The sequence below is a fragment of the Chryseobacterium sp. MEBOG07 genome (assembly GCF_021869745.1).
GTDB classification, from domain to species: domain Bacteria; phylum Bacteroidota; class Bacteroidia; order Flavobacteriales; family Weeksellaceae; genus Chryseobacterium; species Chryseobacterium viscerum.
Genome location: NZ_CP084579.1, coordinates 619395 through 641739, shown reverse-complemented (window position 1 = coordinate 641739; position 22345 = coordinate 619395). Strand labels below are relative to the sequence as shown.

General features: G+C 36.7%; 14 protein-coding genes and 1 riboswitch. Of the genes, 5 read left to right on the top strand and 9 right to left on the bottom strand.

What is annotated here, in order from left to right; genetic code table 11:
* Positions 1 to 18: 18 nt before the first annotated feature.
* The 6 genes from LF886_RS02965 to LF886_RS02940 form a co-directional block, all read right to left on the bottom strand.
* The gene (locus LF886_RS02965) at positions 19 to 399 is read right to left on the bottom strand and encodes a GxxExxY protein (RefSeq protein ID WP_236854286.1); all 381 of its coding nucleotides are present in this window, start codon (positions 397 to 399) and stop codon (positions 19 to 21) included.
* Positions 400 to 489: 90 nt separating this feature from the next.
* Positions 490 to 1032: an acyl-CoA thioesterase gene (locus tag LF886_RS02960; protein WP_034692538.1), complete on the bottom strand. Its 543-nt coding sequence runs from the start codon at positions 1030 to 1032 to the stop codon at positions 490 to 492.
* A complete protein-coding gene (locus tag LF886_RS02955; protein WP_236852661.1) occupies positions 1020 to 1772 on the bottom strand; it encodes a hypothetical protein in 753 nt (250 codons plus the stop codon). Before LF886_RS02955 ends, LF886_RS02960 begins: the two co-directional genes overlap by 13 nt.
* A gap of 99 nt (positions 1773 to 1871) precedes the next feature.
* Positions 1872 to 2549: a T9SS type A sorting domain-containing protein gene (locus tag LF886_RS02950; RefSeq protein WP_236852660.1), complete on the bottom strand. Its 678-nt coding sequence runs from the start codon at positions 2547 to 2549 to the stop codon at positions 1872 to 1874.
* 154 nt (positions 2550 to 2703) lie between these two features.
* Positions 2704 to 4821, bottom strand: a complete 2118-nt coding sequence (locus LF886_RS02945) for a TonB-dependent receptor (RefSeq protein WP_236852659.1) — start codon at positions 4819 to 4821, stop codon at positions 2704 to 2706.
* 317 nt (positions 4822 to 5138) lie between these two features.
* A complete protein-coding gene (locus tag LF886_RS02940; RefSeq protein ID WP_236852658.1) occupies positions 5139 to 5963 on the bottom strand; it encodes a WG repeat-containing protein in 825 nt (274 codons plus the stop codon).
* A gap of 255 nt (positions 5964 to 6218) precedes the next feature.
* Between LF886_RS02940 and LF886_RS02935 the strand changes: the two genes are divergently transcribed.
* A complete protein-coding gene (locus LF886_RS02935) occupies positions 6219 to 9002 on the top strand; it encodes a bifunctional aconitate hydratase 2/2-methylisocitrate dehydratase (protein WP_236852657.1) in 2784 nt (927 codons plus the stop codon).
* A 317-nt stretch (positions 9003 to 9319) separates the two neighbouring features.
* A complete protein-coding gene (locus LF886_RS02930; RefSeq protein ID WP_236852656.1) occupies positions 9320 to 11587 on the top strand; it encodes an aconitate hydratase in 2268 nt (755 codons plus the stop codon).
* A 146-nt stretch (positions 11588 to 11733) separates the two neighbouring features.
* On the opposite strand, the gene LF886_RS02925 is transcribed toward LF886_RS02930, so the two are convergent.
* Entirely contained in the window at positions 11734 to 12411 is a 678-nt protein-coding gene (locus tag LF886_RS02925; RefSeq protein WP_236852655.1) for a LytR/AlgR family response regulator transcription factor, read from the bottom strand.
* The gene (locus tag LF886_RS02920) at positions 12404 to 13423 is read right to left on the bottom strand and encodes a sensor histidine kinase (protein ID WP_236852654.1); all 1020 of its coding nucleotides are present in this window, start codon (positions 13421 to 13423) and stop codon (positions 12404 to 12406) included. Before LF886_RS02920 ends, LF886_RS02925 begins: the two co-directional genes overlap by 8 nt.
* Positions 13424 to 13603: 180 nt before the next feature.
* On the opposite strand from LF886_RS02920, the gene LF886_RS02915 reads away from it, so the two are divergent.
* The gene (locus LF886_RS02915) at positions 13604 to 15727 is read left to right on the top strand and encodes an outer membrane beta-barrel family protein (RefSeq protein ID WP_236852653.1); all 2124 of its coding nucleotides are present in this window, start codon (positions 13604 to 13606) and stop codon (positions 15725 to 15727) included.
* 27 nt (positions 15728 to 15754) lie between these two features.
* Entirely contained in the window at positions 15755 to 16594 is an 840-nt protein-coding gene (locus LF886_RS02910) for a DUF5694 domain-containing protein (protein ID WP_236852652.1), read from the top strand.
* Positions 16595 to 16704: 110 nt separating this feature from the next.
* Here LF886_RS02910 and LF886_RS02905 read toward each other — a convergent pair whose 3' ends face one another.
* Positions 16705 to 19449 carry a TonB-dependent receptor plug domain-containing protein gene (locus tag LF886_RS02905; protein ID WP_236852651.1) on the bottom strand — a complete coding sequence of 915 codons (2745 nt, stop codon included), beginning with the start codon at positions 19447 to 19449 and terminating at the stop codon, positions 16705 to 16707.
* A gap of 298 nt (positions 19450 to 19747) precedes the next feature.
* Positions 19748 to 19845, bottom strand: a riboswitch (SAM-I-IV-variant riboswitch).
* Between the two features lie 120 nt (positions 19846 to 19965).
* Here LF886_RS02905 and LF886_RS02900 point away from each other — a divergent pair.
* Positions 19966 to 22194, top strand: a complete 2229-nt coding sequence (locus LF886_RS02900; RefSeq protein ID WP_236852650.1) for an outer membrane beta-barrel protein — start codon at positions 19966 to 19968, stop codon at positions 22192 to 22194.
* Positions 22195 to 22345: the final 151 nt, after the last annotated feature.

Sequence of the window (22345 nt, the reverse complement as noted above, 5' to 3'; positions counted from 1 at the left end):
TTTCACAAATAACACAAGTTATAATATTCCATTGATAACTCTTTTTACACCATTTTTAAATTGAATTGTATTGAAGTTGATCAACATTCCAAGCTTACAATGGCTTAAGCGGAGATAGGTAAGTATTTGTGCCAGGTGAATATCATGTAATGACTCCACAGATTTTATTTCCAGTACAAATTTTTTATCAATCAGAAAGTCAAGCCTATAACCAACATCTAACTTCACCTCATCATAGATTAATGGCATTGGCTTTTGCCTTTCTACAAGAAGATCATGCTTATTTAATTCATAAAACAGGCATTCTTCATAAGCACTTTCCAAAAGTCCCGGCCCTAAAACTTTATGAACCAAATATCCTGATTCATAAACAATTTTTGATATATCATTTTCTGAAATATCCATTTAATTATTTTTTCATTTTATGTGGCAGAAACCATTTGTGAAAATTCGTGCCAAACATTTGTGTTTTTTGTGTTTACAAGATTCTTATTTCTTGTCTTTCTTAGACTCCTGTGGCTCCTGGAATAATTTCTTAAGCTCTACAGATTCCAGAGGTTTCATTCTTCCGGAAAGAATCAATGAAAGTTCTTTTCTACGGAATGCCGCAGCAAATCTTTCTTTTTCCTCTTCTGTTTCAGGAATCATTTCTGGAATAGGAATTGGACGGTTGAATTCATCTACAGCCACGAAAGTATAAATACCGGCATTGGTATGAATTTTCTTCTGATTGATTGGGTCATCCAACCATACATCTACATACACTTCCATAGAAGTAGAGAATGCTCTGGAAACTTTGGATTCCAACACCACTACTCCTCCTTCAGGAATCGGATGGTTGAAAGATACGTGGTTTACAGATGCTGTTACTACTCTTCTTTCGCAGTGTCTTGCTGCAGAAATAGACGCACAACGGTCCATTTTTGCTAAAAGCTCACCACCAAAAAGATTTCTTAAAGAATTGGTTTCGTTCGGAAGAACGATATTGGTCATAATGGTCAGAGATTCTGACGCTTTTTTTATTTTTGCCATTTAGTCTTAGTGTTGTTTGGAACAGCCGGAGCAGATTGTATTGCTTTTGCGGCAGGTTTTACAAGTGAATCTTTTTTCAAAGAATCTGAAACAGGTGCTTCAGGAGTATGAGCCATTATCTTAATGGTATCTTTTACAATTCTGTGGGTAGAAGTCTGCACAGAAACCTTATCGAAAGATTTCTTCCCAAAAAGAAGTTCCTGCTGGGTAAATGCCAGATATAGAATTCCCAGAACCGGAATTATCAGAAGGAAAATCCATAGAATCGTTTTCTTGAACTTAAAATCTTTTTCGCGGTTGACGGAAGTATTTACCTTTTCCCCGTTATTGATATCTGAAAATCTAATTTCTTCCAATCCATAGAAGTCCGGGTGTCCGGATTCTATCCTTTTTCCTTTGAAATGGGTATGTCCTTCTTCAATGAAGACTGTCCCGAGGTTTTGAATTTCAAGAACCTGCTCAGCCTGAAGTTTTTTCTTCCAAAAATCTGTCTGAATTTTCAGGTCACTTCTGGAAGCTTCCAGGGACATCTGTTTTTGTTCTGCAATAAAGGCAGTAAGATCTTCAGTCTGTACTTCGTAGTCTATTGTCAATTCAATCTGACTGGCTGGAGGTAGGATACTCCCATTTTCGGAATTGATAATTGCCTTAGAATTTTTCAGTGAAAATACCCCAAAGCCTGGAACCGTGGCAGTTCCAAATTGTTTTAAATATTCTAAAATGTATGCTGAAATATTCATTTGGCAGCAAATTTATAACTTTTTCATGACTTTTTAAGATATTTAACGGATATAAAAAAGACTGCCGGAGCAGTCTTAATTTTTTGAGTTATTAATGATTTAGTATTTGAACTTAATTATCTCTTTCACATTGATATCAGAAAGATGTAAAATATAATTCCCTTTCTGGAAAATACTCAAATCTATTGGACTTCCATAAGACCTTACATTCTCTTTTTTAATAAGTTTACCACTAAAGTCATAAATAATGAGCTGAAGATTTCCTTTTTCAGAAGTATATAATTTCCCTTCTGCAACGAAAGATTTTATCTTATCAGCTTTAGCATCTAAAACTGCAAGCGTTCCCAGAGTTGTTGTATTGACAAATACTGAGGTATTACCAGATTGCTTTGTAGCACCGTTTTGCTGGTCTTTAAAGACAAAACTGATCTGAGACACTGTTGTTCCCGGCGCCATCACATTATTGGTATTTGTAAACAGTTTGTTATTAAGGTTTACAAATCCTACATAAGCATTAGCTGAAGAATCCCAATTCATAGTCACATTTGAATTGCTCCACGAGTCTTCAAATAAAATGTTCTGTGAATTATTATTCTGATCAACCCATAAATGGACGTAAAACGTAGGAGTTCCAAATCCCGGATCGTACAGGGAAAAATCATTTGTACTTCCGTATGTTATTTTGCAAACTCCCGGACTTTCTACAGTAACCTGTACCTGCGCCATGACGATAGTGGTAAAAAGAAATAGCACTACCAATGAATAAATTTTTTTCATCTTGTTTTTTTAATATTAAGTCTACAAATATATTATTTTGGAGATCAGATCAAAACATAAATCTCTACATAATGAAAAAAAAGACCACATTTGTGGTCTTCAATTTATTATATATCATTATTTTAAAAAAACAAGTTAAAAATTTCATGAAATACTATTGAATTTTCCAGCTTATTCCGAACATAAAGTTAGTTCCTGCCTGTGAAAAGTATAAAGGATTCCCTTCATCATTAATAGAACCATTGTTCACATATTTTTTATTGAACAGGTTATTCACCAACAATTTTAATGCAATATCATTGTTACCAATTTTAAACTGGTACTGCGCATTAAAGTCGGTAAGAAAATAATCTTTAAGCTCTAAGTTTTTATCTTCCGTATTATCTATATACTGTTTTCCAACATATTGGTTCATTAAAGCAAACTGGAAATTTCGGGTTGGATTAAACTTCACGCCCAAATTAGCAATCATATTCGGAGAAAATGAAATCTGAGTATTTCCCAAACTTACCGGTGCATCCCCAACTTCGATATTAAAATCCTGATTTCTGTTCTGGCTTACCGTTAGATTTCCTGAAACTTCCCATTGTTTGGATAGTTTTGCCAGTGCTCCTATTTCAACTCCTCTTCTGTAGCTCTTTCCTGAATTGGTCCTGATAAATGCCCCCACATTATTAAGTTGGCCATTCAAAACCAATTGATTAGCATAGTACATATAATAGACATTCGCTGTTAAGGATAAAAATCCAAACTGTTTTTCCAGACCGGCTTCAAAATCATGAAGCTTTTCGGGCTTAACATCATTGTTGGCCATGATGTCATCTCTGTTTGGTTCTCTATGGGCATGGGCATAGGATAAGAATATCTTTCCACCGTTGATTTTATAATTCACCCCAGCTTTTGGATTAAAGAACAGCCAGTTTTTATCCAAATCGGCTCCTTCCCCATCTCCTGCCATTAGAATCTTAGTGTTATAATTGATGCTTCTAAGCTGTACATCACCGAAGAATTCAAAATTTTCCATTCTGAACAACGCTTTAGCAAAACCAGAAACTTCATTCTTCACAGAACGATTTCTGTAATATTCACTTTCGTCAATCTGCGGATAAAACACTCCGGTAACGTTTCCGTAATGCCTTCCATAGTACTGATTAGCAACTGCTCCAAAGTTTAAATCAAGGTTTTCAAACTTACCGTAAAGCGTTGAAACAACACCGTAAAAATCATTATTCAGCCATTTTTTTCTGATAAAATCTGATTTTTTAATGGTCTGCCCGCCCTCTATAATGTCAGGCAGATTATATTTTGAGAAAGAACTTCTCTGTTTGTAATTTTCGTAATATCCTTTTCCTTTGGTGTAATGAAAAGTAGTTTCTAAGTTCCAACGGTCATCAAATTTTTGTTCCCAAAGCAACTGATAATGATTCTGTCTGTAGTTATCTGTTTCGTTATCATAGAAACCTGTAACGTTCCCATTGATATCCTTAATTGCCCCAGAATTGTTGAATCTTGGATTTGTTTCCCAGACTTCTCTACTGATCCCGTTCCAGGCCTGATAGGTTTTTTCTTTTCCTCCAAAAGCCATTAAACGTAATTTCGTTTTCCCTTCTTCAAACAAAGCTGTAAAATTATAAGAATGCAAATCTGATGAAGCTCTGTCTATATATCCATCAGAGTGAATACGGGTATATCTTCCCATTACAGAAAGACGATTCTTCCAGAATTTACCAGAACCCGCCTCTGCTGAATATTTATAGGTATTAAAAGAACCATAGCTATCATCAGTTTTAAAATAAAACTTTTCTTCCGGCTCTCTTGAAATCACATTGATACTTGCCCCAAAGGCAGAAACCCCATTATTGGAAGTCCCTACTCCTCTTTGAATAACAATCTGTGATGCAGAACTTGTTAAGTCCGGAACATTGACGAAAAACGTTCCCTGGCTTTCAGAATCATTGTAAGGAACACCGTTCATCATTACATTAATTGCTGATCCTGATACTCCACGAATTCTAAAACCAGTATATCCTACTCCATTTCCCGCATCTGAAGTGGAAATGATGGAAGTTTGATTTTTTAAAAGGATAGGAAGATCCTGCCCCAAGTTTCTTCCATCTAAATCTTTCTGAACATTGATAATTTCCTTAGCAACAGGAAGTCTCTTGGTAAAACTGACCGCTTCAATTTCCCTGATTTTCAGGGAGTCCTTTTGTTGAGCCTGTATAAAGGCTACAGAGCCTACAGTGAGCCCTAAAAAAAATAATCCTTTCATTCTATAAATCTTTAACATTTAATGAATAAAAGGGGATCAATAAGATATTATACAGATTAGACCTTTAGTAAAGTCTACGTCCCTAAACAGCATTACCTGTTCCAGGTTCATTGGGTATAATCTCAGCCTGTTAAAGCACCCCTTTATTTCAGCCGCAAAATTACAAAAAATATATGAGATATGGACGAATGGATATCAACGATAAGATTCAGGCTGTCAGCTTGGTGATATTGGGTTTCTGAGACTGAAAAACATTCTGGAAAATAGGAGTTATCAAATGAATCATTCATCATTCATCATTCATCATTTATAATTCTTTAGTAGGTTTTGTTATTTGCATCAATGTAGTAGTAATTTGACCCATCTTTTGTCACTTCAAACATTTTACCCAGTTTCCAGCTGAAATTTCTTTTAATATTGGCATATTCAAAAGGAATAATGACTTTATTATGAACATCAATCACTCCAAATTTATCATTATTGGAAGCGATAATCATTGGATTGGATACATCATCCCCTTCCAGTATGAACAGGTACTGATATTGAGGATAGATCTGAAACTGTCTGTAATCTGCAGCATTGACAAACTTTGACTTTTCAATGATCCCATAAAAGCCATTCAGAATATAGGCCTGAAATAACTGCTGTTTATATTCTTCAAATTTACATTTTCCAAAATCTGCTTCTTTGAACTGGTAAACTCTCTTTCCTGATTGATCTACACGGTAAGAGATCATCTCTTTTTCTACTGTCGCATAGTCTTTTGTCCCAAATTTTCTGATTTTTTCATTTGGAGAGTTCAAAAGATTGCAGTCTTCATAAAAAAATACAGCAATATGATATTCCGGCTGAATGATAAATTTTCCATTTTGATTCACATATCCAAAACTAACCCCTTTCTTTTTAGGAATCAAAACAGGGATATCTTTATTGATAATTACCAAATCAGGATTAGGTTTATTCGTTGTAATCCCTTTTTTCATCGTGGTCTTAGTCCCTTTTCCCACGGGTGTTTTCTTCACAGATTTGGCCTGTGAGAAAACGAAAACCGAAACAAAAAAGCACAAAACATTCAGGATATTTTTCATATTCACCATATCGTTTACAAAAATACGCCCAAAAATAGATATTATAAAATTCATATTTATAAAGAATCTAAATAATTTCATTCTTATAAAATAGTAAAATTTCGTAATTTTGGGGAACATTTTGAATTGTTTAATAATTTTAAAACTTTTAAAAAAGCGTAGATTATTTTGACTTTAGCCCCGGTTCATGTTGCCCATTAAGATGCAAGAAATCAAAATGTTATTATTGTATTTTTTATACAAGCCGGTAAAGAAGTCACCTTATAAACAAATATTTTAATCTACCTTTAATATTGAAAGACTTCTATTATGAATATTTATAAGGATTACATCAAAGAAATTGAAGAAAGAAAAACCCAAGGGCTTCATCCAAAGCCAATCGATGGTGCTGAATTACTAAGCGAAATCATTACGCAAATTAAAGATTCAGGTAACGAATATCGAGCAGATTCTCTTAACTTTTTTATTTACAATACACTGCCTGGAACGACAAGTGCTGCGGGGGTAAAAGCTAAATTTTTAAAGGAAATCATCCTTGGTGAATCCGTAGTAGAAGAAATCTCTCCGGCTTATGCATTTGAGTTATTATCTCACATGAAAGGAGGTCCTTCCATTGAAGTATTGCTTGATCTAGCTTTGGGTAACAATCCTGCTACTTCAAAAGAAGCAGCAAATGTCCTTAAGACACAGGTTTTCCTTTATGAGGCAGACACTACCCGTTTGAAAGAAGCATTCGAAAGCGGTAATGAAATCGCAAAAGAAATTCTTGAAAGCTATGCACAGGCTGAATTTTTCACAAAACTGCCAGAAGCTGCAGAAGAAATAAAAGTAGTTACTTTTATCGCTGGTGAAGGAGATATCTCAACCGATTTACTTTCTCCGGGTAACCAGGCTCACTCCCGTTCTGACCGTGAACTTCACGGTAAATGTATGATTACGCCTCAGGCTCAGGAAGAAATTAAAGCTTTACAGGCACAGCATCCTGATGCAAGCGTAATGCTTATCGCAGAAAAAGGAACAATGGGAGTAGGTTCTTCTAGAATGTCAGGAGTAAATAATGTTGCTCTTTGGACAGGTAAGCAGGCAAGCCCATATGTACCTTTTGTAAACATTGCTCCAATTGTAGCAGGAACAAATGGTATTTCTCCAATTTTTCTTACAACAGTTGACGTTACCGGAGGTATTGGTATCGATCTTAAAAACTGGGTGAAGAAAGTAGACGAAAACGGAAACCCTATTCGTAACGAAAATGGTGATGTAGTTCTTGAAGAAGCTTATTCAGTAGCTACAGGAACTGTTTTAACAATTAATACAAAAGAAAAGAAATTATATAACGGAGATAAAGAGCTTATCGACCTTACGAAGTCTTTCACACCACAAAAGATGGAATTCATCAAAGCGGGTGGGTCTTACGCTATCGTATTCGGTAAGAAGCTACAGACATTTGCAGCTCAGCTTTTAGGAATTGAAGCTCCTGCTGTATTTGCTCCATCAAAAGAAATTTCTCACGAAGGACAAGGACTTACTGCTGTAGAAAAAATCTTCAACAGAAATGCAGTAGGAACTACTCCAGGAAAAGTATTACACGCAGGTTCAGACGTTCGTGTACAGGTAAATATTGTTGGATCTCAGGACACAACAGGTTTGATGACTTCTCAGGAGCTTGAATCAATGGCAGCGACAGTGATCTCTCCAATTGTTGACGGTGCTTATCAGTCAGGATGTCACACTGCTTCAGTATGGGATAAAAAAGCTCAGGCTAACATTCCTAAACTGATGAAATTCATGAATGAATTCGGTTTGATTACAGCTCGTGACCCTAAAGGTGAATACCACGCGATGACGGACGTAATCCACAAAGTTCTTAACGACATTACGGTAGATGAGTGGGCGATTATTATTGGTGGTGACTCTCACACAAGGATGTCGAAAGGAGTAGCTTTCGGAGCTGACTCAGGAACCGTTGCTCTTGCATTAGCTACAGGTGAAGCTTCTATGCCTATCCCTGAATCTGTGAAAGTAACCTTCAAAGGAAACATGAAAGAACACATGGATTTCCGTGATGTAGTTCATGCAACCCAAGCTCAGATGTTGAAGCAATTTGGTGGTGAAAACGTATTCCAGGGTAGAATCATTGAGGTTCATATCGGAACGTTACCTGCTGACCAGGCATTTACATTTACAGACTGGACTGCTGAGATGAAAGCAAAAGCTTCTATCAACATTTCTGAAGACAATACTTTGATCGAATCATTGGAAATTGCAAAAAGCAGAATCCAGATTATGATTGATAAAGGTATGGATAATCACAATCAGGTTCTTCAAGGATTAATTGATAAAGCAGACAAGAGAATTGCTGAAATAAGATCTGGTGAAAAACCAGCGTTAAATCCGGATGCAAATGCTAAATATTATGCTGAAGTAGTTGTAGATCTTGACATCATCGTAGAACCTATGATTGCTGACCCGGATGTAAACAACGAAGATGTTTCTAAGAGATATACTCACGATACCATCAGAGATCTTTCTTACTATGGAGGTGAGAAAAAAGTAGATCTTGGTTTCGTAGGATCTTGTATGGTTCACAAAGGAGATCTTAAGATTGTTTCTCAAATGCTTAAGAACCTTGAAAAACAACAAGGAAAAGTAGAATTCAATGCTCCTCTTGTAGTAGCGGCACCTACTTATAACATCATTGACGAGCTAAAGGCAGAAGGAGACTGGGAAGTATTAGAGAAATATTCAGCTTTTGAATTTGATGACAATACTCCAAAAGGAGAAGCTCGTGTTGAATACAAAAACGTAATGTACTTAGAGCGTCCCGGATGTAACCTTTGTATGGGTAACCAGGAAAAAGCAGCTAAAGGAGATACTGTATTGGCAACTTCTACTCGTCTTTTCCAGGGAAGAGTGGTTGAAGATTCTGAACGTAAAAAAGGAGAATCTCTGCTTGCTTCGACTCCGGTAGTGGTTCTTTCTGCTATCATTGGAAGAATCCCTAGCATCGATGAATATAAAGCGGCTGTTGAAGGTATTGACCTTACAACGTTTGTACCTTCTATTAAAGAATTGACAAGTACAAGCGCTCACTAACAAAATTAATTTATAAGTCGCAAGACTATTGAATGTTATATAAATGAAAGATTTTAGTCCTTTAGGATTTAAAATCTTTCATTTTTTTGTTTAGAATGTTTCTATTTTAAGAGAAATACATTTTTTTTCGACAAAACCGAGAAAATAGAATCTATTTTTTCTTAAATTGAAAGTTATAAAATCTCTCAATTTTATAGTCAAAACCATCCCTATTTATGGATTATAGGAACGTTTTTTGATGTATAAAAAAATGATTTTTCTTTCTCAGCATAAGAGAAAGAAGCATTCACGGAAAAAGAACAAAACTAAAATACGATATGACTTTTGATATTGATATGATCAAAAAGGTGTACGAGCGTTACCCGGAAAGAATTGCTGCGGCAAGACAAATCGTGGGAAAACCTCTTACCCTTTCAGAAAAAATCCTTTACACCCACCTTTGGGAAGGAAATGCTACACAAGAATATGAAAGAGGAAACTCTTATGTAGACTTCGCACCAGACAGAGTAGCAATGCAGGATGCAACTGCGCAGATGGCACTTTTACAGTTCATGCAGGCAGGAAAAACTAAAGTTGCTGTTCCTTCAACGGCACACGCAGATCACCTGATCCAGGCGAAAGTAGGTGCTGATAAAGATTTACAGGAAGGTATTAACAAAAACTCTGAGGTATTCAACTTCCTGAGCTCTGTATGTGATAAATACGGAATCGGGTTCTGGAAGCCAGGAGCGGGTATTATTCACCAGGTTGTACTGGAGAATTATGCTTTCCCGGGAGGAATGATGATTGGTACCGACTCTCACACCGTAAATGCAGGAGGACTGGGAATGGTTGCTATTGGTGTAGGAGGTGCTGATGCAGTAGATGTAATGGCAGGAATGGCTTGGGAGCTTAAAATGCCTAAACTTATCGGGGTAAAATTAACCGGTAAAATGAATGGATGGACGTCTGCAAAAGATGTTATCTTAAAAGTAGCAGGAATTCTTACCGTAAAAGGAGGTACAGGATGTATCGTAGAATATTTCGGTGAAGGTGCAGAATCTCTTTCTGCAACCGGTAAAGGTACTATATGTAATATGGGTGCTGAGATCGGAGCTACGACTTCTACTTTCGGATACGATGATTCTATGAGAAGGTATCTTGCTGCGACAGGAAGACAGGATGTGGTAAATGCCGCTGATACAATTGCAGAACACTTAACAGGTGATGCTGAAGTATACGCAAACCCTGAACAATATTTCGACCAGTTAATAGAAATCAACCTTTCTGAACTGACTCCTCACCTAAACGGACCTTTCACTCCGGACTTAGCGACTCCCGTTGCTGAATTCAAGGCTAAAGCTGAAGCTAACGGATGGCCGCTAGAAGTTGAGTGGGCTCTTATCGGTTCTTGTACCAACTCTTCTTATGAAGATTTATCAAGAGCTGCTTCCATTGTAGAGGACGCAGTATCAAAAGGAGTAAAGCCTAAAGCAATATTAGGAATCAATCCAGGTTCTGAGCAGGTAAAATTTACTGCGGAAAGAGACGGTTTCTTAGATTCTTTCAGAAAATTTGAAAACGCAAGAATTTTTACCAATGCTTGTGGACCATGTATTGGGCAGTGGGACAGAGAAGGTGCTGAAAAAGGAGAGAAAAACTCTATTATTCACTCTTTCAACAGAAACTTTGCAAAAAGAGCTGACGGTAACCCAAATACTCACGCCTTCGTAGCATCTCCTGAAATGGTAGCTGCTGTGGCGATCTCTGGTAGATTAGACTTTAATCCAATTACGGATACTTTAACCAACGAAGCTGGTGAGCAGGTAAAACTGGACGAGCCTAAAGGTTTTGAACTTCCTGAAAAAGGTTTTGCAGTAGATGACAACGGATACCAGGCTCCATCAGAAGATGGTTCCCAAATCGTTGTTAATGTAAGCCCTACCTCAGACAGACTTCAGTTATTAGAAGAATTCCCTGCTTGGGATGGTAAAAACATTGAAGGGGCTAAAGTATTGATCAAAGCTTTCGGAAAATGTACAACTGACCACATCTCTATGGCTGGACCATGGCTGAAGTACAGAGGTCACTTAGACAATATATCAAACAACATGTTGATTGGAGCTGTAAATGCTTACAACATGGAAACCAATAAAGTTAAAAACGAATTAACCGGTGAATACGGTGAAGTTCCGGCTGTACAAAGAGCTTACAAAGCAGCGGGCGTTCCAACGATCGTTGTAGGAGACCAGAACTATGGGGAAGGTTCTTCAAGAGAGCACGCAGCTATGGAGCCTAGACACCTTGGTGTGAAAGCTGTATTGGTAAAATCATTTGCGAGAATCCACGAAACCAACCTTAAGAAACAAGGGATGCTGGGAATCACTTTCGCTAATGAGGCTGACTATGACAAAATCAAGGAAGATGACACGGTTAACTTCTTAGATCTTGATCAGTTTGCTCCAGGTAAACAATTGACTTTAGAATTCGTTCATGCTGACGGAACTAAGGACATCATCATGGCCAACCATACTTACAATGATCAGCAGATTGATTGGTTTAAGGCAGGTTCTGCCCTTAACCTAATTAAGAAGCAGGAAAAATAAAATTAATTGTTAGATTAATTAATATAAAGACGGCTTCATCGGAAGTCGTCTTTTTTATTTTAACTGTGTTGAAATATTCTGTGTTGAACTTTGGTAAACATTCCAAACCTTATAGGTTTAATCATTATAATAATCTTATGATATTCTTACTTTAATTTATCCAAAAGACCCGCTCTATAGCTTTCTCCGATGGGAATTTCATACTCGGGAAGAATGGCTTTTTTGGCCCCAATACTTTTGACTTTATCAAGATTAACAATGAAAGACTTATGAATCCTTACAAATCTTTCGGAAAGCTGGCTTTCCATTGATTTAAGGGTATCCAGAACGATATACTCATCAGTTTCCGTCCTGATATTGACATAGTCTTTGATGCTTTCTACATACAGAATCTCATTGAAGCCGATGCGATACCTTTGTCCCGAGGATTTTACAAAGAAATGGGTATTTTGTTCCTGTGGAAAAGAAAAACGTTCTTGTGCCTTCAATACACTCTTCTGAAATCTTTCAAAGGAGATTGGTTTCAGAAGGTAATCAACAACATTATGTTCGTAGCCTTCCAAGGCATATTCCGAATAAGCAGTTGTTAAAATATACTTTTGATCAACTCCTACGATTTTCATAAAATTGAGTCCCGTAAGCTCAGGCATCTGAATATCCAGAAAGATGAGGTCACAATCGTTCTTCTGAAGATATTCCAACGCAAGAATTGGATTCTCTGTAGAAAAAACCAGTTCAAGAAAAGGTATTTTCTCTACATAATGCTCCAAAAGGGATATTGCCAGAGGCTCATCATCTACAATGATACATTTTATCTTACTCATCCTTTAAATCAATTTTTAAATCAACAATAAATTCTTTCTCTGAATCCTTGATCTCAAGCTGATGTTTGGGATACAATATTTCCAGCCTTTTTTTCACATTCTGGATTCCTATCCCGGACACTGTATCTTTCATTTTCTGTGTTTTAAAATTTAAAAGATAAAAATGCAGGGTTTTATCCTGATCTGAGATTTTCATTTCAAAACCTTTATCACGGAAATCACCATGTTTAAAAGCATTCTCCACAAAAGGAACCAGCAGCATCGGTGAGATCTTCAGGTGAGGATGCTGAATATCTTTTTCTATGAGCAGCAACTCCGGATTTCTGATTCTGAGTTTCTCCAAAGCAATCAAACTGTCAATATATCCAATTTCCTTATCCAAAGAAATAGAATCCTTCTCCAGGTCTTTTGTACTGTATCTTAACAGCTGACCAAGTTCTTCAATCGCCGGAAGTGCCTTATCAGATTTTTGATAGACAAGGGAATAAATATTATTCAATGAATTAAAAATAAAATGAGGATTGATCTGGGTTTTCAATGCCTGAAGCTCGGCCTGTTTCTTTTCGATCAGAAGTTGTTTTTTGTCATTTTCTGACACTCCGTATTTTTCCAGTATCCATAGAATTCCAGCAATGAAAACCGTCAATGAAGCGTTGTAAATATTATCGATCAAATAATACAGAAGTCCGGTATCTTTATTATAATTCCTGAATCCAAGGGTAAGAGGAAGCAAAACCTCTTCTATTCCATACCGAATTACTCCAAAGCTTAAAATAGAAATCACAAAAACCAAAACAGCGGAATAAATTTTATCCAGATTTAATATTTTGGGAATAATAACCAGATACAAAAGATAAAAAGTAGAAATTTCAGTAATAAAATAAGTGACGTTCAGTACATACCATTCAAATCCCCGGCTCTCAGGGAAAAAGAAATAAGGGGTAATGGTATTTCCTATAAAATTGAAACTCCAATAAAAAACCTGCAGCCAGATTATTTGTTTTTTATTCATATTCAAATATAAATCTATACAGGGATACTTTATCAACCCTTTTCGATAAAAACCTGTTTTTTTCCGACGAAACTTTTTTGATATGCACAATCACGCCTTTCATCTAAATGCTATTTCATCTCAAAAAACATCCCTCTAATTTTGTCAGAGAAATACAACATAATCTGTCAATTATATACCATGAAAAACCCTATTCTATTTATAGCTGCCCTAATCTCTTCTTTTGCAGCAGCGCAAACTAAAGATACCGCCAATGTCAACAAAATCGAAGCGGTTACAGTGAATGGTAAAAAAGTTCTGGTAGAGCGTAAAGTGGATCGTCTTGTTTACAATGTTCAGAATTCTATGCTTTCGCAGGGAAGTTCCGGAACTGAAGTTCTGGCTGGTACTCCCTTATTGCAGGTGGATGAAAATAAAGGACTTCTTTCCATTGCCGGCAAAAATGGAGTTTCTGTAATGGTAAATGACCGTATGCTTAATCTTTCCGGAGCTGAGCTGATCAATTATTTAAGAAATATCCGATCAGAAAATATCCTGAAAATTGAAGTGATCACTACTCCACCTGCCAAATATGAAGCCCAGGGAAACAGCGGAATTATCAATATCGTTCTCAAAAAGAATCAGAATCTCGGATGGAGCGGCTACCTGAATACCAACTATGTTCAAAAGACATATGCCGGCTTCAGCAGTGCAGCAGGCGTTAATTATCAGAATGAAAAAATTAAAACTTCCATAAAGCTTATGGGCTATGACGGAGATAAAAGATCAGTGGAAAAATATAATATTATTGGCCAAAATTCTTCTATCAGCAGGGATGAGAGGCGGGATATGAATGACGGGCTTGGTCTGAATGCCAATTTTGATTATTCACTTTCTAAAAATACCAATATTGGGTTGGTATATGATATAACGAAGGGGCATACTAATATGGATATCAATTCAACACAAAACTATTTCACCGGAAATACTCCCACTTTACAAACGAGTACAGACTCTAAACACCGTTCTGCTTTCACCTCCCAAATGCTGAATCTGTATTTTGATCAGAAATTCGGAGAGCACAAGCTAAACTTCGGAGCCAATTATTATGGAAACCTTCCTGATACGGAGGTTAATTTTACAACAAGAAATCTTGCCAACAATGCAGCGCAGATCGTGAGAAATCTTTCATCTGTAGATTATAAGATCTACTCCGGGCAGGGGGATTTAACATTAAATTTCAAAAAAATTCAGCTGGAAACCGGGGCAAAATATAGTCAGTTTTCCAATAATTCAGATATCGGGTATTTTAATCTTAAGAATGGAAATTATACCATAGATCCTTCTAAGAGTAATCTTTTTGAGTATAATGAGAAAAATTATGCCGCTTATATCAGTGCCAGCAAAGATCTTGACGAAAAATGGTCTGTGAAAGCAGGACTTCGTTATGAATATTCACAAACCAGCGGTTTCTCTCCTACTACATCGTCTAAATCTGAGAACAATTATGGGAAGTTTTTCCCGACAGCTTATCTGTCATATAAAGCCAATGAAAACAATCAATACAGCATTAATTATTCCCGAAGAATCAACCGTCCTTATTTCCGGGCTTTAGATCCGTTCCGATGGTACTCTAATCCGAACACTTATTATTCCGGAAACCCAAGCCTGCAGCCATCTTTTAACCATAATATTGAGTTCAATTATATCTTTAAAAATAAGTTTTCTGCCAATCTTTATTATCAGAGAACAACCAATAATTTTGACCAGATTTCATTCCTGAACGGAATTGACCTTACCAGCACGTTTGAGAATTATTATAATCAGGATAATTATGGGATCAATTTCAATTATACGGATACTTTTTTCAAAATCTGGGAAAGCAATATCTCAACTTCATTCAGTTATAATGAGACTCAAATTACGAGATTTAACTTGGTTCCTAAAAGCGGACAGTCATTCTATTATTCTCTCAACAATACTTTCCAGCTGAACAAAGCTAAAACATTCCTCTTATTTGTCAACTACTGGAATAATCTTCCTTCCAGAGATGGATTTTCTTCTTCAAGAAATAGGGCTAGCCTGGATGCCGGAGTGAAAATGAGTTTTGTGGAAAAAGCACTCCAGGTCAATCTTTCAGTGAGTGATATTTTTAAACAGTCCGGATATAAAGGAGAGATGTATTTTACGGATAACACCCAGACATTTGACAACTATTGGGATGCCAGGAGAATGACACTCAGCATCACTTACACCTTTGGAAATCAGAAAGTAAAGTCAAATAACAGAGCGGTCAATTTTGAAGAAAAAAACCGCGCACAATAATTTTTAAACCAACAAAAAAGCAATACTATGAAAACCTTTATTTATATTTTCTTACTATGTTTATCAACATCTATTTTTGCTCAGAAAAAGCCATCCGATTATTTTCAAAACCCAAAGACTAAAGTCCTGGTGGTAGGCTCATTCCATTTTGAGTATCCTAATCTTGACGCTCATAAAACAAAAAAAGAAGACCAAATAGACGTGTTGTCTCCCAAAACGGCAAAGGAAGTTACTGAACTTGTAGAGTACATCAAAAAGTTTAAGCCTACAAAAATTGCGATAGAAGCCTGGCCAAACTGGAATGCAAATCAAAAACTGAAAGAGTATAGTGAGGGAAAACACCGAGAAGAAAGAGATGAGCGTTATCAGCTTGCTATGCGAATAGCCAATGAACTAAAAATCAAAGAACTGTTCAGTATAGATGCAGAATCGATCTGGAATGATCTCCAGACAAAATTTGGGAAGACAGATTCTACATTTTTTAACAACCTCAGCCAAGATTATGATTTTAGAAGTGATGATGTGATCTCCGAACAGTTTAATGCTTTCTTTAAAAGCTCTGAACCGAAAAATTTTAAATCGATTTTAGACACATTTACCTACATGAATTCTAAAGAAAGTCATCAGTATGGATATGGAGCCTATTTGAGCGGAGATTTTAAACTTAGAGAGTTTGATGGAGCAGATATGCTTGCATTGTATTGGTACAGCAGAAATCTGAGAATGTTCCGCAATATTCAAAAAATTCCTCATAACAGTGAAGACCGAATTCTTGTGATAGCAGGAAATGGTCATGCAGCAGTACTCAGACAGCTTTTCTCTTCTTCTGCCGAATATGATTTTATTGAGTTTTCTTCACTGAAATAAATAAAATCAGAATCATCACTCTCATAGAAAATTCATTCTTTATGGTGTAATAGAATAAAAAAAACAGAGATAAACTCTCTGTTTTTTTTAAGACATTTAAGCTTTATCTATCAGAACCTGAATTCGATTCTTGCAAACAAGAACCTTCCTCCTATCCCATACTGGGAAACCTGTCTGGAATATACAAACTGGTTATCAGCCGTTAATGAACTTATATTCGGGCTTTTAGATGGCAGAATATTCAGGATATTATTGCTTCCGATCGTTGCGGAAATATTTCTATTAAAATCATATCCTACGGATAAATCTGTTACAAAACGGTTATTAAGAATAAAATGCTCTGTACTTCCTGTCACACCGTCAAAATTAGCATCTAAAACATCCGCATCAGTCACTTTGCCAAAGAAAGAATTACGCAGCAGGAAGGTAAACTCGGAAACTCTTAAAACATTGGATAAGGTCGCTTTTACGCGCGGTACCGCCTCTTCAAAATAGACTCTGTTCGGTTCTGAGAAATAATTATCAATCTGGCTTACCAATTTAGGCGACGCATGAATATCCCCGATTCTTTTGGTCTGATTAAAATTGATTCCCAAATTATTCTCCAAAGAAACCCCTGATGAAATCTTTGAATTCTGAGAGATAGTAATATCCAGCCCTTTCGTCTGAGAGTCTACCGCATTGGCAAAAAAGTTAGCAGCACTAGCCCTTGCCAGATCAAAAGCACTTTGCAAAACTGCCTGATCTGAACCTGGGGTAAAATTACCATCAGGGCGGAAGAAAAGATCTGTCAGCACTACTCTGTCCTTAATCTTTATTAAATAAGCATCTGCTGTGAAAGTAAGACTTAATGACGGAATTTTCCATGTGATTCCTGTGCTGTAAGACTGTGAAGTTTCCTGTTTTAATTTTGGAATACCCAATGCCTGTGCTGCTTCAGAATTATTCCTGAAAGTTCCCACTTGTGTAGTTTTTCCCTGCTGAATCAACGTAGAAGTAGAACTATAATAAATTTGAGCTAAAGAAGGCGCTCTAAATCCTGTAGAAAAAGCACCTCTCCAGTTCAGATTGGGGGCCAGCTTTACATTGGTTGCCACTTTATAATTGAAGGTAGACCCAAAATCTGAATAATTCTCATATCGTAATGCTCCTTCCAGAAGCCATCCGTCCGTAACTTCCAACTCTGCATCGGCATATGCAGCAATACTGTTTCTATTTCCTGAAACGGCATTTTCCGGACTAAAGCCGGGAAAAACCTGTGCTCCGGCTGGCCTTATACTTCCGAAGAAGTCGGTTACTTTTTCATTTTCAGGGGTTTTAGCTGTTACCACACGCCCATAAATATCGTAAGAAGCATAAGAGTTTTCTTTTCCGACATTCACTTTATAGTTTTCATGTCGATATTCAGCACCAAAGGCAAGGTTTAATCCTTTCAGGACATCATATTTTTTGGAGAAGTCCAGATTAACCGTATTTTGGGAGAACTCAGATCCTCCGGCATCAAAAGTTCTTGGAGAGCTATCTGTAAGCGATGCATTAAAAGTGTTGACAACTCCAAAACCAAAGGTATTTTTCCCAAACGTATTGCTGAAGTCCACATTCCAGCCATTCCATTTTCCTTTGATTCCGGCTGCCAGAGAATAATCATTTACCGCTGCTTCAATCTGTGGAAGATATCCATTGGGAGTAACAGCATTGATGTTTCTTTCCGTATTCGGAAGTCTGTAAAATCCTCCGGCATTTCCAAGACGGTAACTGTAACCACCGAATGAGTAAACTTTCCAATCATCATTCACAGGAATTTCAGAGTTGAAAAAGAGCTGCCCAGACTGTAATTTAGACTGACCTGCTCTCAGGCTGAAATCTTTTCTCTCCAATCCTCTGTAATTAAGTTCCTGTGATGTAACATCTTGCCCCAATATTTTTTGAAGATCGGAAATGCTGTTTGCTCCCGAAATTTGAGATTGAAAATTAGTTCCAAAATAATCTACCTTAGTGGCATACTGTTTAACGGTATTAATAATCTGTTGAGTATTGGACGTATTGGTAATATTTTTATACAGACCGTCAATATTCACTCCATCCTGCAATGCTCTGTAATTAATTGCATTATAAGCATTGAAAATATCACCTTCCCTTACTCCTGCTCTGGAATAAGGATCTCGGTATTGTGCAGAACCTGTAATATTAATGAATCCTGTTTTTCCAATTTTAGCACCATAGTTAAGGTCTACAGAAATAGTCTGCCCATCTACTCCCCCAGAGAAATTATTAGTAACAGGAGAAGCATACCCTCCCAGAAATACCTGTCCGGAAAGTCCCAGTCTCTTTTTTAGTCCGAGATTAACGACTCCTGCAATGGCATCAGAACCATATTGAGCAGAAGCTCCGTCTCTTAAAACCTCTATTTTTTCCAAAGCGAAAGCCGGAATAGCATTTAGATCGGTTCCCACAGACCCTCTTCCCGGTGTAAGGGTAACATTAATCAATGAAGACTGATATCTCCTTTTTCCATTGAGCAAAACCAGCACTTGGTCCGGACCTAGTCCTCTTAAAAGAGCCGGATCTACAAAATCAGTTCCATCGTTCACTGTATGAGAGGTGGATGAAAATGAAGGTACAATATAATTTAAAGCCTGGCTGATATTGTTAGTTGGGCTTTGTTTTAAAATTTTAGAAATATTAATGATATCCACCGGAACGGGTGTATCTGTCAGTGATCTTCCGGAACCTCTTGATCCAAGAATAACCACATCATCTATTTTCTTAGATTGTAAAGTGTCTGTCTGCGCATAATAAAATGTAGAGATAAGCGCAATAGAAGGAACAAAGATTCTTTTTTTGAAATTATGCATGTTGATTGTTGTTTACTTTTTGTTGTTAAAAATTCTTTTTTGAGCAAAAAAGATCCTGTAGCCTTAAATTTTAAGGTTACCATAGATGCTCGAAATGTTTGTATTATTTTTTAGGAATAGAAAAGACTAGAAACAACAACACATGCGCATGTAGAAATGGCATGAGAACATATCGGAATAATGAAGACTCACTTCATGATCCGAGGCATAAAAAATAACTGATGTAAGGTGATTTCCCTTGTCTTTAAACATTTGATTTTAACTTTAAAACAAAAATTCAAGATGGGGTAATGATAGAATGATAAACATTTTTTCCGGAAGATCCGGCTTATCGATTGCAGCACCTTGCTTGCTTTTGCAGGTTGCTATCCCATCTAGAGATTCTTGATAATTACCTGACAAAGATATAATTATTTCGTAAATAAAAAAATATTTGGCTTAATTTTTCGATTTTCAACATTTTAGCGTAACAATTTCTCTTTTTCAGCGTCTAACCGGATATCAGTAAAAAACATTATGAAAAAAACTATCTTCGCTTTATCACTGGTAAGTTCTATGCTGGTCTTCTCACAGGAAAAGAACACTACTGCTGATAAAGAAAAGCAAATTGAAGGTGTAGTCATCACCAAAACTAAAAAAGCCGTTGAACAAAAAGCAGATCGTACAATTTTTGACTTTTCCGAGCAGCCTCAGCTGAATAACGGAAACGTTTTGGAAGGAATCAAAAAACTTCCGGGGCTTGTATCAACAGATATTGCGGGGATGATGTATCAGGGGAAAATACTGGATGTATATCTGAACGGAAGACCATTGAATATCACCTCCAATGAACTGAACTCTTTTCTTGAAGGAATGCCTGCCAATTCTGTAGAAAGAATTGAAGTGATCACCCAGCCAGGTGCTGAATTTCCAGCGACTTCCGGAGGTGCTATCATGAATATCATTACCAACAAAAACGCCAATAAATATTTAACAGCTACTTATTCAGGGAATTATTCTTTCACGAATTACGATAAATATAGAAACAGAACGACCAATTCTGTTAATTTAAATGCAAGAAATAAGCTTTTCGGCTGGCAGCTGAATGTGGGCCAAAATTATCGTGAAAGTATGCTGAATGGTCAGCAGGATGAGCTGCTATCAAGTCATACCGACAGATATGGACGAGGATATTTTGCAAAATCAGGATTGACTTTTGATTTAGGGCAAGACAGATTATTAGTAAACTACGATATTTATCACAATAATAATGATAACTACACTTTAAGTGACGGACATGGAGATTTACCTTTCAAGAGAAATCTGAATGATTTAAAAGAAGCTTTTTATACTTCTTCGGATGTTGCTCATACCAATACCCTGAGACAGGAAGCGGTGGTAACTTATCAGAAGCGTTTTGCTGACAAATCTCAAAAACTGGACTTCCAGTTGGGGTATACAAGATCTGACAGTAAGTTTGCTCAGGACAATTTCTTTCAGGACGGTACATTTGTAAACTATCCCGGCGAACCTCTCGATAGCCCTACGAATGGATTAAAAGATATTCTGAACAATAAATCTGTGATGAATATTACCAACTTCAAAGTAGATTATGCTCAACCCATTAAGCTTCTTGATGGTGGAAAGATAAGCTTGGGAGGGTTGTATGAAAGGCAGGATTATGATACGGAAAGTTTTGGTCTAACCAATCTTGAATATCAGAGACAGACGGCTTCTACGTATTTGGAATTTCAGGCTAAGCTGAAAAAGTTTGACTTCACATTGGGTACCCGTGCTGAAAATTATGACATTACAGGGGTAACAAGATTCTTCAACAAAGATGCAAAGCTGGTGGAGGCTGATTTGATTCCTTTCAATAAATTTAAGCTTTTCCCAAATGCAAGCGTACAGTATAATGTGATGAATCAGGTTTATATTGCTGCGAATTACAACAAAAAAATCAGCTTACCGAGTATTTCTGCCCTGAACCCTAATAACGTGACATTCTCCGGGCCAAGTACAGAAGTGAACGGTAACCCGAATCTACAGCCTACTATTTTTGATAATTATGAATTAAAAATATCAGCTTTTGACTATGCATTCATTGGATATAGCGTAAGTTCAGCAAGCAATCAGGTGGCACAGATTATCAGAAAGGACGGAAGAAAACTCTTCAATGAGCAAGTGAATATTTCGAATATGAAAATTCACAACTTCAATGTTGGATTACCGGTTCCTTTTATGATTTTCAGCAAGCCTTTTAGCGAAATCATGAAATTTAATTTTAATCCTGACAAAATTAACTTCATGTATTTATATGCTGGTTATCAGAAACATGAAATTGACAATCTGAACAATAAAGGGTTCTGGATTTTCAATATCATGACGCAAATTATCTTGCCTAAAGACATCAAACTGACAGCCAATTACAGCTACCTGACTCCAAAAGCAGGATATTTCTACTTCACTGCAGAAAAACCGTTCAACAACTCGCTTGATCTTACATTGACGAAGAAATTTATGAACAACCGTCTGACGCTTTCTATTTTTGCGAATGATATTTTCAACGGACAGATGATGCAGGTGCGTTCTAATCCACCAGAAGGAACTCCGGTAATGATTAGCAGTAAATATGATACGAGAAACTTTGGATTCTCAATCAATTATAAGATTCCTACAAGAAATAAGCTGGCTAAGGAAGACCCAAACATCCTGAATAGTACTAAAAAAGAAGATAACGGCGGCGTAATGCAGCAGGGACAATAATTCTCAATATTTCTTAAGATAAAAAATAGGCAGTACATAATTACTGCCTATTTTTTTTGATGTGAAATACGTTTTGGCTAAAGCCAATGGATGGTATTAAAAAGTGAAACGGACTAAAGCCCGTTCCTATTGATATTGAAGTGGTGTTATT

Coding starts and splice junctions, on each gene's coding strand:
- LF886_RS02905 (WP_236852651.1), bottom strand. CDS start 19,449: ATGCATAATTTCAAAAAAAGAATCTTTGTTCCTTCTATTGCGCTTATC.
- LF886_RS02945 (WP_236852659.1), bottom strand. CDS start 4,821: ATGAAAGGATTATTTTTTTTAGGGCTCACTGTAGGCTCTGTAGCCTTT.
- LF886_RS02955 (WP_236852661.1), bottom strand. CDS start 1,772: ATGAATATTTCAGCATACATTTTAGAATATTTAAAACAATTTGGAACT.
- LF886_RS02930 (WP_236852656.1), top strand. CDS start 9,320: ATGACTTTTGATATTGATATGATCAAAAAGGTGTACGAGCGTTACCCG.
- LF886_RS02935 (WP_236852657.1), top strand. CDS start 6,219: ATGAATATTTATAAGGATTACATCAAAGAAATTGAAGAAAGAAAAACC.
- LF886_RS02960 (WP_034692538.1), bottom strand. CDS start 1,032: ATGGCAAAAATAAAAAAAGCGTCAGAATCTCTGACCATTATGACCAAT.
- LF886_RS02900 (WP_236852650.1), top strand. CDS start 19,966: ATGAAAAAAACTATCTTCGCTTTATCACTGGTAAGTTCTATGCTGGTC.
- LF886_RS02925 (WP_236852655.1), bottom strand. CDS start 12,411: ATGAGTAAGATAAAATGTATCATTGTAGATGATGAGCCTCTGGCAATA.
- LF886_RS02920 (WP_236852654.1), bottom strand. CDS start 13,423: ATGAATAAAAAACAAATAATCTGGCTGCAGGTTTTTTATTGGAGTTTC.
- LF886_RS02950 (WP_236852660.1), bottom strand. CDS start 2,549: ATGAAAAAAATTTATTCATTGGTAGTGCTATTTCTTTTTACCACTATC.
- LF886_RS02910 (WP_236852652.1), top strand. CDS start 15,755: ATGAAAACCTTTATTTATATTTTCTTACTATGTTTATCAACATCTATT.
- LF886_RS02940 (WP_236852658.1), bottom strand. CDS start 5,963: ATGAATTTTATAATATCTATTTTTGGGCGTATTTTTGTAAACGATATG.
- LF886_RS02915 (WP_236852653.1), top strand. CDS start 13,604: ATGAAAAACCCTATTCTATTTATAGCTGCCCTAATCTCTTCTTTTGCA.